Here is an 11,666-nt window from a genome sequence, read left to right on the forward strand (position 1 = left end):
TAAATAAAAAAACTCCGTTTGCATTCAAACGGAGTTTTTTTTATTATTTACATTACATCCAATAGTTGGAATTTTCTTGTTGCTCAGCCGATTCTCTTAAAATTTGTTTGATTTCATCAGTTGATTTCTTGAAGTAATCAGCTAAATCTTGCACAAAACGCTCATAATCACCATCATTACCAGAAGAAGGTTCTGTCAAAACGTGTACGGGAAGTAATTGGTCAAAATCAGTTCCGCTTCTGACTAACAAGTCATCAGAAGGTGCGTTGAACGGAAAAGTACCTTTATTTTTGTTGTTGCCAACGTATTTCGTACCTCTCTGAACGTGAAGCAAACGCACTCGCATATCAAACTTCGCATAAGCTACATTGGGCGTAAAATATCCTTTCAATCCCAAAGCATCATTAGTTAGTTCTGACCTTTTAGTACTATTTCTTTTGTCAATATACTGCCCCACCATAACATTCTCAGGATTCGTATCGCGATACGCATAACTCAATAATTCAGAAGTTTCTGTTGAAGTTTGATTTGTTTTAGTGTTCAAATATTCTTTAACAGTAAAAAAATGCTGATGAATCGGGAGCATCTCCGATGTTGTAAACTCGTGATTCATTCGTTCTCCTTTAGCATTGTAATACACAATTTCCATTGCGTACTGCCCTCCTGCAATCATCAAGATAGGCTCTTCACCTTTTTCCAAAACTTTCCCGTCTTTGTTTTTCCGTACGATGTTGGTTCCGTCAGTTTCAAAGGTAAAAACTTGCGTTGGGTACAGCAAATTTTCAGGATTAGCGTGAAAAGAATCACCGTGCAAATGCCCTCTGCGGATGGTGAAAGTTACTTTGCTCCAGTCATCGTGTCCTTTATCTTCTTTTTCGTTTGACGGAGTTGGAGCATCTTTTGTACAACTGATTATAAAAAGCCCCATTACAGCCAATACAGCCGTTTTTAGTTTGTGTAAAAATATGTTATTCATAAGTTTTAATTTTTGAACTAATTATTTCTTTATATTTTTATAAAAATCATTTGGATAGTTAAATGCTATTTCAACATTATACGTTTTATCATCATAATCGTATTTCACTACAACTGTTGGAGTGTTTTTAGCTTTTGAACTATTTTCTGCCCAAGGAGTAGGATTGTTTGTCCATTCTATCTGTCCGTCAGCTTCAATATTCGGATTATCCATTGATTGTATAAAATCAGCATAGTCATCTCGCTCAACAAAATATGGAGGTAAATCATTTCTTTTACGAATATATTTATACGCCTTTTTAGATGGCTGCAAAGCATTGAAACGTACGTGGAAATAATCAAAAACTTTTTTGAATTCCGTACTTGTTACTTTGTTGCCTGCCTCATCTACCGGAACTATTTCAAAAGAAGCAACGCCATCGTACAATTCATACGGACGCTTATCCAAATCAGCAACATTCTGAAAGTTAGCTTTCACCTTATATCTTTTAAAGGGAGCGTCTTTTGCTTCTGCTATAAAAGTCAATTCGGTAATATCCTCATCATCGTCTTCTGTTTCATCTTCGTTTTTCTCAAAAGAAACCTTATCTGTTTTTAATTGATTGATAAGTTCCATTTTGGGTTTTCCGATAAAACCATTCAGAATATTCAATTGTAATACATTGAGCGGATGTGTCGTAGAATCAAAAGTGAATTCGGGTTCTGTTTGAGGTTTTGTTTCTTCAGGATTTGGTTTGTTTTCATCAGAATTATCCTTTGTACAACCTACAAAAGCAATAAAAAGTACTGCCAAAAAACTTAATTTAAGTGTGTTTTTCATTCGTTTATAAAATTATTTTAATGTGTTATATAATTATTTCTTATCAAAATGTCCCTCGTACGAGAATTTTTTTCCTTTTTGGTCAGTGATAGTTACAAAAAAGTGATAATGACCATTGGCAAGCGATGATACATCAATATTTTTATCCAAGTCATAAGAAGTTTGCCCCACTAAATCATCATCGGTGTAAGTATGTTCAATATTTTTCACTTTTACGTGAATACTTGCCAATTTGTTAAGTGCAGAAACCTTTGCTTTTACATTCAGCATATTATTTTCATATGAATTGCTTCTTTGGGTAGCCATCGGTAAGGAAGGGTCGCGTTCAATGGTTAAAGTATCTTCTACAATGGTTTTATTTCCTTTTGCATCGGTTACGATGATAAGTACATCATACGTTCCTTCTTTTGCCTTTTTAGGAATGTCATAATGTTGATGCAAATTCGCTTCTTTATTTCCTGCAAATCCTTTTGTATAAGTAATGTCTACAAACCAAGAGATACCCGATTCTTTCGGAGTGATTTGCACTCGAACACTTTTTATGGTTTCCTCTGCTGTAATATATGCTTCCAGATGTAAATCACTTTCCGGATGAGCTTTTTTACTGTTTTGGTAACCTATTTCAAGGTCTTCCACTTTTGGTTTTCGTATGATGATTTCTTCTATTTTGTTATCATCATCTTTATTACAGCTTGTTACTACTGCCTGCAAAAGCACCACAGCAAGCACAACAAATAGGTGTTTTATTTTATTTATATTCATATTTTCTTTTTGTTTAATAAATGATTACTGTTGTTTATATTGTCCAAAATAATAAAGTCCTTGAACTTTGAAAACAGTAAGAGTATCTCCCGCAAGATATCCTATTTCTGAAATTCCTGTATCTTTAAATCGAAAAGCACAATTGTTAATAAGCTCTATATTCCTATCAGGTGTGATAGCGTTTGCATCTACTCCCGAACCATAATGCGTACCTTTCTCATCAAATTTGTAATGAAAAACAGGACGGAATGGTTCTCCGAATTTGTATTCTTCACCTTTGAAAACCTTTCCGGCTAATTGATTTTCCTGCGGAACAGATAGCAAACTCGCCGTAGCAGGATATTCCATTTTCAAAGCTCTATAATAAGCCGAAGTTACTTGTTTCTTATCATTCAAAGCAAATTTCGCAATCCGATAGTTAGCTTCATTTTTCACCTCGAAAGTAAGAGTATCTTTCGTCATAGTATAATTACCGATAAATTCCTGTGACGAATTTAAAAATACGGCTTTCCCTTTCTCCAAGAATTTTATCAAATACACCGATTTATTTTTACTACCGAGCGTACCTGCTATAAAATATTCTGTGATATCAAACTCTTTTGTCAAGTCAGGTTTCGGAAGTTCTTCTTTTTTTGTTTCTTCTTTTGTACAAGCTGCCATAATGCTTAATACAAGTGTCAGAAATCCTAATCTAAATATATTTTTCATTGTTTTGTAAGTTTAAAATTTGAATTTGAATGGTTGGTTCATATTCCTTTGAACACAAACCAACCATTATAATGGATTATGTAATTATCTTCTTTATTGACGTTTCCCCCGTATAGGAATTTCTCTTCTTTTTAGTCTATTATCATAACTAAAAGAAAGCAATCACCGTTAGCAAGCAATAACACGCCAACATCTTTCTTGAAATCATACGAGGTCTTCAATTCAGATAGCATTTTTTATGCTTCTGAAATCACGATAATTTGAAGTAATTGGTTTGTAACCTAAATATCTTTAATGTCATCGTTATTACATATATACAGGACTTGCTCCCGGTCCGTGCGGATCAACTTCCAAAATAATATCTTCATCAGCCTCGATATCATCTTCTGTAACTCCGAATTCTTTTGCTGCCTCTCCGATATATCCGTTACTTCCTCGTTCCGTGTAAATATGAACGGGAACCATAACATCTGTCTCTTTTTGTGCAGAAGCAGGCAATTCATTAAAGGCACGTGTTTTTCCTCCTACTAATTTTGGATTGGCATCGTTGAAATGTACCAAAACAATTCTCAAATTGAAATTAATGTGCGATACTTCCGGTTCAAAAACACCTTTAAGTCCCACAGGGTCTTGTACATCACGCAAATTAGGGCTTTTTGGTTTATAATCTTCCGATTCAGGTTGCGTATCACGATATACAAATGACAATACCTTATCCGCTTGCGGAAGTTGCTTATCGGCAGGTGCATTTACATTTTTGGTAATTTCCTCAACCAAAAAGAAATGTTGATGATTTCCCGTAGCAAATTGCTCGTTTATTCTATTACCTTGAGCATCGTAATATACAATTTTGATTCCGTAAAGTGATGTTCCTACTTGGCTGCCTTTTACACGAGCCTGCCAACGAAGAGGTTTATTTTCTTCTGAACCAACTATTTTTCCTTCTTTGTTTTCAAAGACAAACTTTTGTACGGGTTTCAAATACTTCACTTCAGGTATTTCGGGGTTTCCGTGAAAATATCCGCTTGTTGCGGTAACTCTTCCGTGTGAATGTCCTTCTATGAAAGCAATTTCCATTTTATGCCACTTTACGGCGGAAGGTGTTTCTTTGGCTGCTACAACTGTAAGTGATTCTTTATGTTCTTTCGTTCTGCCTAAATTATCCGTTACTTGGATTGAAACAACATACTTTCCTATTTTGGCTGTTTGCGGAACATCAAAATGACTATGAATATCTCCTGATGCTTTTCCTACCAAATTCGGGTAATCCTGATTTACTTCAAAAGAAGATGTCCCTTCTTCTGATTTAATCATTACTTTTACTTCTTTAAAAGCAACTGCTGCCTTTACTTTTGCCTCAATGTGCAAATCTTGTCCGGCAGACACTTCTTTTGAATTCCCCTCTCCTATCTCTACCGCTTCAATGCTCGGTTCAGGTAATATCTCTTTTTCGTCCTTATCACAAGCGATAAAAACAGTGGTAAACAATGCTACTAAAAGTGTAGCTTTTACCATTTTATATAAATTATTCATCTTTTAATCTGTTTTATGTTATTATTTATCTAATTATTGATTTGTTATTTGAACCGGAAGAATCAAGTTAATATCCGATGCAAAAAAGTTAGTATAAGGAAGCACGTTGTATTTACGCACCTCTCCGTTTTCAAGTTTATTAGCCGACAAGAAATGAGCCAACGTAACGCGAATATCATACGCACTTGTCGGAGCATCTTTCGCAACGCTAAAAATACCTTTCAGCCCTACCGGGTCTTCTGCCGTCGGATTTGTTTTATCCCAAGAACGTTGTCGCAAACGTGCTCCGGCATTCAAGTATCCTGTTTCGGGGTCTGTATCTTGATATTTATAAGTAACGATTTTATCCATCTCTTCCGGTTTTAATCTCTTAAATCTTCCGCCATCTTGCTTTCCTAACAAGAAAAAATGCTGATGGATTGGTGCCATTTCCGCAGTAACATATTCATAATTCATACGCTCTCCTTTAACATTATAATACACCAATTCTAAAAAATAATTCTTTCCTGCTTGCCACGCAACGGGTTCGTTACTTTGCCGAGTAGGCGTCCCTTCTACACTTACAAAGTCAAGAACTTGCTTTTGTTCTGTTTCTAATTCCGTAAAAGTTAATGTAACTCTACTCCACTCTTCGTGACCTTTATCCAACTTCTCGTTAGTAGGAACGGGAGCATCTTTTGTACAACTAACCAATAAGAATAGTAAAACAAAACTACTTCTAAAAAATAAATTTATCATTTAATATTATTTTTCTTTGTTATTAAATCATTTTTACTGTTTTTCAGCTTAAAAACACTATTTTACAGACAGAAAAACATCTTATCCATATAAAAACCTCTTTTTTCTATGTGGTAAACAATCAAATCTATCTGTGAAATTGTTCATCCCTAAAGGGAAACTACTCATCCCTGACGGGAAATTGCTCATCCCTAAAGGGAAACTACTCATCCCTAAAGGGAAATCACTCATCCCTAATGGAAAATCGTTCATCCCTAAAGGGAAACTACTCATCCCTGATAGAAAATTGTTTATCCCTGATAAAAAAATGTATTTTTTATGTTGAACGGATTTTTGTTTGGGTGAACGCAATTCACCTCTACATTGCACGACGTTTATTCCACATTGAATATTTTGTGATTTGGGCGAATGCAAGTCGCCCCTACATTGCACGACGGTTATTCCACATTGAATATTATGTGATTTGGGCGAATGCAATTCGCCCCTACATTGTGCGTTTCCATTCCACATTATTTATCATTCATTCCACATTGTTCATTGATAATTATTCATTGCTCATTAAAAATCCCTTCTTCCTAAAAAGAATATACTACTCGCAACTGAATGTTCCTACCTAAATCGTGTGCATAGTAACGAAAACGATTCGTGTACTCTTTATACAATTTATTAAAAACATTTTCCGCCGAAATATGCACTGCTATCTGCTGCTTCCCGAAAGGTAATTTTCCTCCCAAACTAACATCAAACAAGTGATAGGCATCAGGCGTATCATTTACCAATTCTTGCTCAGGATTAAAACGAGTTTGCTTTGCCACAAAACGATGTTTCGCCGAGAAATAAATACCTCGCCAACTTCCCATTTGAGGCAATTCAAACGAAATTTCATTTGAAATACGCTCCGAAGGAATAAACGGAAAGTATTTTCTCGTTTTCAACTCGTTAGCATATACTACCGAAGCCTGCAAACCATATCGCCAATTGGGCAAAAAAGCATAACTTAACTGCATATCAGCTCCCCTGAAAAAGGCATCAGCTTGGGCATACCGAAAAATAGGATACACCCCTGAAAAAAGAGTTTTCGTTTCCCCCGTAGGAGCATCAAAAATGTAATTCTTAATTAGCTGAGCAAAAAAGTCAGCCATAAAAGACCATTTTTCAGCTTGATACTTTACCGAGTTAATCCACTTAACCCCCGTTTCAGATTGCAGATTCTTATCTCCAATATCATACGTCCCTGCTCCGTGATGCAACCCGTTACTGTAAAGTTCGCTCACGTGTGGGGAACGCCACGCAACTCCCAAGTTAGATGTAACAGACCATTTCTCACTTATCCGATAACTTCCGCCAAGTGAATACGTGAGGTTGTGAAACGTATGATTGCCTCCGTAACGTTGCGAAAAGGAATCGTAACCATCGGCATTGAGAGTTTTATAATCATACCGAATCCCGCCTTCTGCCTCCCAATCTCCGCCATCATACTTCTGAATGGCGAAAGCTCCGTAACCGAAAGAAGCAAAATTCGGAATCACCGGAACAACTCCCGTACCCGGTGTATTATAATTCACCTGATGTAAAGAACTTGCCCCGAGTTGTGATTTCCATTGCCTGTAATGATTCTCCCAAGAAACATCTAATGAATGTGTTGAAAGATTCATATGCAAAGCCGGAATACGAGTTCGGTCTAATCGGCGAACGTTAAATTCTTTACGGATATCGTCCTGATAAGCATACTGAACCGTTAATTTACCTGCGGAAGGAAATCGGGCAAATCCCTTAACCTTTAACAGATGATGCGTAACCTCTTGCTTAGGTGCCTCAATCTGATAGGAAAAAGGATATATCGTTAGCGGACGTCCGATTTCAAATCGGGCAAGTAAATCGTCCAAGTTCCCGATATGCGAACCGTAAAAAATACCTGTTTCGTTATAATATCTGCTATAAAAAGCCTCTACGCCCCATCGTTCTTTTTCCACTCCGGTTGCGACAGAAAAGTTCCGTTCTTGCTGAGCGGTATTATTCAAATGATAATCGGCAGTCTGTACATCTCCGGAACGTTTCCCACTTGCCTGCACTCGCCACGCCCATTGCGGAAGGTTTGGCACAGCTGTTTCGAGCTTCAAGGAAGTTGTCATCTTTCGTCCGTTAGATGCAAACGAAGGCGATACTTCTCCGTGTAAAGCATCTCCATACGGAAGTTTCTCCGGAGAAAGTAGCACCACGCCTCCGAGAGCATCGGAACCATATCGGACAGCTTCCGCACCTTTCACCACAGCAATGCGATGTGCTACGGAAGGGTCGATTTCAGGTGCGTGGTCTGCTCCCCATTGTTGTCCTTCTTGCCGAACTTCATTATTAAGTATCAGAATGCGATTGCTATGTAGCCCGTGAATGACCGGTTTTGCGATAGTAGCCCCGGTTTGTATCATCGAAACTCCCCTAACTGTCGCCAGCAATTGGGCTAATGATTCTCCTGATTTTCGTTGTAAGTCATCTTTATCTACAACTTGCATCACCGTATTCCGATGTGTAGTTTCTTGTCGGGAAGCTACCACAATTTCCGAGAGTTCATTCACACTTTCGGTCATAGTTATCACATAAGGTAACGCACTTGCGGGAACTTTGATTCGTGATTGAAAATCCTGAAATCCCAAATAGCTAACCTTTAACGGATATGTACCGGATTTTAAGTTAGCTATCGCAACATTTCCCTGAACATCCGAAATATAATGCTTACCTAAGAAATGAATTACGGCACCTGCGAGCGGTTGTTTGCTTTCATCTTCAATTTTCAGCCGAAGTGATTCTTGCCCATAGGAAAGTGCTCCGCAGAAAATCAGCAGATAGAAAATGTTTTTCATAGAAAGAAATGAATTGTTTTTAGCAATGAAACGTTTAAAAACAGACGAATTATCCTTTACCCGAACTTAGAAATACTATTTCCTACATCCGAAATTAAATTTTTCATTTCAGAAATTGAATTTTTTATCTCCGGCATTCGTTGCCCAAGCTTAGAAATATTATTTTCTATATCGGAAATTGAATTTTCTACATAAGGAATCGAATTTCCTATCTCCGGCATTCGTTGCCCGAGCTTCGGAATACAATTTCCTACCTCAGAAATTGAAAAATCCATCTTGGACACACCTCTCCCGAGACAGAAATTTTAAAAATCCACCCTAAGCAAAGGTGAAATCATCTTGTTTTTTACGATTTCATTGTGTTTTTAATCATAAAATGTATTATTAGCTTCATTGGCAAGGTTATATTGCCGCAAAGCCTAATGTAGTGAAGTGTTCCGCAGGTGGTGCACGCGAAGGGGTATAAATCTCAACCCGATGTACAGGTTGATATACGTTGAAGAATGTTATCTTGGCTTCGCTTCCATAAATTTTATAAGCGAAGTAAGGTTGCGTAAAAAACGAGTGAAGTTGGAAGAAAATACAATCGTGTGGATGCTCGTGCGTATCTGATAAATGTGCTTTATGCTCACATTGCTTTCCTGTGGCGTGTGTACATTCTTCCTCCGCCGAATGATGATAATGATGTTCGTGAAAGAACTCACCAATCGGGAAAGCTACTTTCAGCATACTTACAAGCAGGCAGAAAGCAAAAAAATGTATATGTGCCCTTCGGAATTTCAAAAAATTTATTTTTCTATATTGTCTAAAACTTCATCTATGTATTTTTCAGGAATTTGAAAGTGAGTCAGCTCCCACTTCACACGTGCAAAAGTCTTACTTTTTAATTTTGTAACAAATAATTGTTGATATTTTTTAGTAGCTGCATTGTCGTTTTTGTTCTCGTGATATTTTTTCAGAAAGAAATAAATCCAAAGACTGTTGGAAAAATCCTCCATCGGATTGATATGAGACGTATCGTATTTTTCAGCTGATTGAAAATGTTCAACAGCTTCCTTTTCTCTCCCTAAATATATTAAAGACAACGCCTTATACAGATACAAGTTCATCGCTTCTGAATCGGCTTCCCAGTTTTGTTCCAAAAAAGGTTTTAGTCCATTATCATAATGCATGATGGCAGAGGCATATTCTTTTTTCTTAAAGAAAATATTTCCGATATGGTTGTGAGCCATCGGAATGGGACTCCAAGGAGTTGAATCCAAATTTTGAAGAATAACTTCTGCTAAGGCAAAAGCTTTGTCAAAGTTCCCTACTTCAGTAAGCACCTTAATATAATAAGCAAGCGTGATACTTTGGTAAAAAACGCCTCCTTCACCAAAATTTGTAAAATCAAAAAAGAGCGGTTCTGTCTTCTCCAATCGGGAAAGTACGTATCTAACCGCCTCAATATCGGATAAATCAACCAGTTGTGCTTCGGTACCCACTTCAATAACCTCATCACTGAAAGGCACTATAACTTCGTCCTCATCACCAATATAAGAACTGCATTCCTCTTTATATTTTTTCTTTCTTACCACTTTATTGAGTTTCTCTTACGAAAATCGGATTGACAAAGGTATAGAAATATATTCATTCTTCCAAAAATAAAAAAGCCCGACAAAATTTTGTCAGACTTTTCTCAAGCGAAATAATATCTTAAATTAAACGTTTATTTTACTTTTTCAACAATAGCTTTGAAAGCCTCTGGGTGATTCATTGCTAAATCAGCCAAAACTTTACGGTTGAGTTCAATATTGTTTGCTTTGAGTTTGCCCATAAACTGAGAGTAAGACAATCCGTGAAGTCTTGCTCCGGCGTTGATACGCACAATCCAAAGTGCACGGAATGTTCTCTTTTTGTTACGGCGGTCTCTGTAAGCATACTGCATTGCTTTTTCAACAGCATTCTTGGCTACCGTCCAAACGTTTTTTCTGCGACCAAAGAAACCTTTGGCTTGCTTCATTATTTTTTTTCTACGAGCTCTGCGAGCTACTGAGTTTACTGATCTTGGCATAAATTTTTAAATTTTTGTAGTAGGTGGTCTTGTTATTATTTTTTTGACACTTCTTTACCCACTCCACGGTTATTAAATTCCCTTTGGGGCTAAAAATATCTCTACTTTGAAATACCCCTGCATCACGTTTCTCAGGATTATTTCAACCCTAATTGTCTTTTGATGCTTGCTTCATCATTGGCGTGAACCAATGTAGTGTGTGTTAATTTTAGCTTACGTTTTGTTGATTTTTTAGTCAAAATATGACTTTTGTAAGCGTGTTTTCTTTTAATTTTACCGGAGCCCGTAACCTGAAAACGCTTTTTCGCTCCCGACTTAGTTTTAATTTTTGGCATTTTGCTTCTGATTTTTTAGATATTATTTCGCTTTTTCGTTTGTTACTATCTGCAAAAACGGCTGCAAATATACGAATTATTTCTTTTTAGACAAGGGTGCTATAAACATTGTCATTCTTTTTCCTTCCAACTTAGGCATTTGCTCTACTTTACCAAATTCCTCTAAATCAGTCGCTAAACGTAACAACAAAATTTCTCCTTGATCTTTATAGATGATAGACCTTCCCTTAAAAAACACATAGGCTTTCAATTTTGAACCTTCCTTCAAGAATTTCTCTCCGTGTTTTTTCTTGAATTCATAATCGTGTTCGTCGGTTTGAGGTCCGAAACGAATCTCCTTGATAACCACCTTAGTAGCCTTCGCCTTGATTTCCTTTTCACGTTTCTTTTGTTCGTAAAGGAATTTTTTGTAATCAATTACCTTACAAACAGGAGGGGTCGCATTTGGCGAAATTTCTACCAAATCCAACTCTAATTCTTCTGCAATTTCTAATGCTTTACGAGTAGGATACACGCCCATCTCGACGTTATCCCCGACCAAACGCACCTCTGGCACACGAATATCTCTATTGATTCGGTGAGGTTGTTTGTCTTCTCTGCCCGGAGTGTTAATTTTCTTGCTGATGACTATTTTAATTTTTAATTACTAACTTTTTTGGAGTTTAAATCTTTGAAAAAGAACAAATACCAATATTTTTTGACCTAATTTTCGAACCAAAAAAACATTGAATTTCTTCAACTCAAAAACTTAAAATTTAAAGATGATGTAAAAAGTATGATGCCTTAAAAAAGAGGATATTTCTGTCAGGCTGAGCGAAGTCGAAGCCTTGTAATAATGAGGCTTCGACTTCGCTCAGCCTGACAATCGAAACTATCATCATACT

The 11,666-nt window shown here is 36.8% G+C and carries 16 protein-coding genes; 2 read left to right on the top strand and 14 right to left on the bottom strand.

Annotated features, from left to right (window positions below; genetic code table 11):
- Nucleotides 1-52: 52 nt before the first annotated feature.
- The 6 genes from GN105_RS02110 to GN105_RS02135 form a co-directional block, all read right to left on the bottom strand.
- Nucleotides 53-976 carry a hypothetical protein gene (locus GN105_RS02110; protein WP_155283795.1) on the bottom strand — a complete coding sequence of 308 codons (924 nt, stop codon included), beginning with the start codon at nt 974-976 and terminating at the stop codon, nt 53-55.
- 21 nt (nt 977-997) lie between these two features.
- The gene (locus GN105_RS02115) at nt 998-1,795 is read right to left on the bottom strand and encodes a hypothetical protein (protein WP_155283796.1); all 798 of its coding nucleotides are present in this window, start codon (nt 1,793-1,795) and stop codon (nt 998-1,000) included.
- A gap of 33 nt (nt 1,796-1,828) precedes the next feature.
- Nucleotides 1,829-2,557, bottom strand: coding sequence for a DUF4625 domain-containing protein (locus tag GN105_RS02120; protein WP_155283797.1), 729 nt, complete (start codon nt 2,555-2,557; stop codon nt 1,829-1,831).
- A gap of 24 nt (nt 2,558-2,581) precedes the next feature.
- Complete coding sequence (locus GN105_RS02125) at nt 2,582-3,265, bottom strand: hypothetical protein (RefSeq protein ID WP_155283798.1); 684 nt, start codon at nt 3,263-3,265, stop codon at nt 2,582-2,584.
- 306 nt (nt 3,266-3,571) lie between these two features.
- Nucleotides 3,572-4,798: a DUF4625 domain-containing protein gene (locus GN105_RS02130; RefSeq protein WP_155283799.1), complete on the bottom strand. Its 1,227-nt coding sequence runs from the start codon at nt 4,796-4,798 to the stop codon at nt 3,572-3,574.
- 33 nt (nt 4,799-4,831) lie between these two features.
- Nucleotides 4,832-5,536, bottom strand: a complete 705-nt coding sequence (locus tag GN105_RS02135) for a hypothetical protein (protein ID WP_155283800.1) — start codon at nt 5,534-5,536, stop codon at nt 4,832-4,834.
- 133 nt (nt 5,537-5,669) lie between these two features.
- Between GN105_RS02135 and GN105_RS02140 the strand changes: the two genes are divergently transcribed.
- Together GN105_RS02140 and GN105_RS02145 are read left to right on the top strand one after the other, a co-directional pair.
- Nucleotides 5,670-5,861, top strand: a complete 192-nt coding sequence (locus GN105_RS02140) for a hypothetical protein (RefSeq protein ID WP_155283801.1) — start codon at nt 5,670-5,672, stop codon at nt 5,859-5,861.
- A gap of 16 nt (nt 5,862-5,877) precedes the next feature.
- Nucleotides 5,878-6,153, top strand: coding sequence for a hypothetical protein (locus tag GN105_RS02145; RefSeq protein ID WP_155283802.1), 276 nt, complete (start codon nt 5,878-5,880; stop codon nt 6,151-6,153).
- On the opposite strand, the gene GN105_RS02150 is transcribed toward GN105_RS02145, so the two are convergent.
- The 8 genes from GN105_RS02150 to GN105_RS13060 all read right to left on the bottom strand — a co-directional run bounded on the left by GN105_RS02150 (nt 6,112) and on the right by GN105_RS13060 (nt 11,663).
- Nucleotides 6,112-8,394, bottom strand: a complete 2,283-nt coding sequence (locus tag GN105_RS02150; protein ID WP_155283803.1) for a TonB-dependent receptor — start codon at nt 8,392-8,394, stop codon at nt 6,112-6,114. The genes GN105_RS02145 and GN105_RS02150 overlap by 42 nt on opposite strands.
- A 56-nt stretch (nt 8,395-8,450) precedes the next feature.
- Nucleotides 8,451-8,669 (bottom strand): hypothetical protein, encoded by a 219-nt coding sequence (locus GN105_RS02155; RefSeq protein ID WP_155283804.1) that lies wholly within the window; start codon nt 8,667-8,669, stop codon nt 8,451-8,453.
- Nucleotides 8,670-8,796: 127 nt separating this feature from the next.
- The gene (locus tag GN105_RS02160; RefSeq protein ID WP_155283805.1) at nt 8,797-9,123 is read right to left on the bottom strand and encodes a hypothetical protein; all 327 of its coding nucleotides are present in this window, start codon (nt 9,121-9,123) and stop codon (nt 8,797-8,799) included.
- A gap of 59 nt (nt 9,124-9,182) precedes the next feature.
- Nucleotides 9,183-9,971, bottom strand: coding sequence for a tetratricopeptide repeat protein (locus GN105_RS02165; protein WP_155283806.1), 789 nt, complete (start codon nt 9,969-9,971; stop codon nt 9,183-9,185).
- 131 nt (nt 9,972-10,102) lie between these two features.
- Nucleotides 10,103-10,447, bottom strand: coding sequence for a 50S ribosomal protein L20 (gene rplT / locus GN105_RS02170; RefSeq protein WP_155283807.1), 345 nt, complete (start codon nt 10,445-10,447; stop codon nt 10,103-10,105).
- A gap of 137 nt (nt 10,448-10,584) precedes the next feature.
- On the bottom strand, nt 10,585-10,782 hold the full coding sequence (rpmI, locus tag GN105_RS02175) for a 50S ribosomal protein L35 (RefSeq protein WP_018279187.1): 198 nt from the start codon (nt 10,780-10,782) through the stop codon (nt 10,585-10,587).
- 76 nt (nt 10,783-10,858) lie between these two features.
- Entirely contained in the window at nt 10,859-11,356 is a 498-nt protein-coding gene (gene infC / locus GN105_RS02180) for a translation initiation factor IF-3 (protein ID WP_155283808.1), read from the bottom strand.
- 181 nt (nt 11,357-11,537) lie between these two features.
- On the bottom strand, nt 11,538-11,663 hold the full coding sequence (locus tag GN105_RS13060; protein ID WP_262884841.1) for a hypothetical protein: 126 nt from the start codon (nt 11,661-11,663) through the stop codon (nt 11,538-11,540).
- Nucleotides 11,664-11,666 lie beyond the last annotated feature (3 nt).

Source organism: Capnocytophaga felis, from assembly GCF_009684755.1.
GTDB lineage: Bacteria > Bacteroidota > Bacteroidia > Flavobacteriales > Flavobacteriaceae > Capnocytophaga > Capnocytophaga felis.

Excerpts from the sequence above, each read along its gene's own strand:
- GN105_RS02160 (WP_155283805.1), bottom strand. The coding sequence starts at position 9,123 with ATGCTGAAAGTAGCTTTCCCGATTGGTGAGTTCTTTCACGAACATCAT.
- rplT (WP_155283807.1), bottom strand. The coding sequence starts at position 10,447 with ATGCCAAGATCAGTAAACTCAGTAGCTCGCAGAGCTCGTAGAAAAAAA.
- GN105_RS02125 (WP_155283798.1), bottom strand. The coding sequence starts at position 3,265 with ATGAAAAATATATTTAGATTAGGATTTCTGACACTTGTATTAAGCATT.
- GN105_RS02150 (WP_155283803.1), bottom strand. The coding sequence starts at position 8,394 with ATGAAAAACATTTTCTATCTGCTGATTTTCTGCGGAGCACTTTCCTAT.
- GN105_RS02110 (WP_155283795.1), bottom strand. The coding sequence starts at position 976 with ATGAATAACATATTTTTACACAAACTAAAAACGGCTGTATTGGCTGTA.
- GN105_RS13060 (WP_262884841.1), bottom strand. The coding sequence starts at position 11,663 with ATGATGATAGTTTCGATTGTCAGGCTGAGCGAAGTCGAAGCCTCATTA.
- GN105_RS02135 (WP_155283800.1), bottom strand. The coding sequence starts at position 5,536 with ATGATAAATTTATTTTTTAGAAGTAGTTTTGTTTTACTATTCTTATTG.
- rpmI (WP_018279187.1), bottom strand. The coding sequence starts at position 10,782 with ATGCCAAAAATTAAAACTAAGTCGGGAGCGAAAAAGCGTTTTCAGGTT.
- GN105_RS02115 (WP_155283796.1), bottom strand. The coding sequence starts at position 1,795 with ATGAAAAACACACTTAAATTAAGTTTTTTGGCAGTACTTTTTATTGCT.
- GN105_RS02155 (WP_155283804.1), bottom strand. The coding sequence starts at position 8,669 with ATGGATTTTTCAATTTCTGAGGTAGGAAATTGTATTCCGAAGCTCGGG.
- GN105_RS02130 (WP_155283799.1), bottom strand. The coding sequence starts at position 4,798 with ATGAATAATTTATATAAAATGGTAAAAGCTACACTTTTAGTAGCATTG.
- GN105_RS02120 (WP_155283797.1), bottom strand. The coding sequence starts at position 2,557 with ATGAATATAAATAAAATAAAACACCTATTTGTTGTGCTTGCTGTGGTG.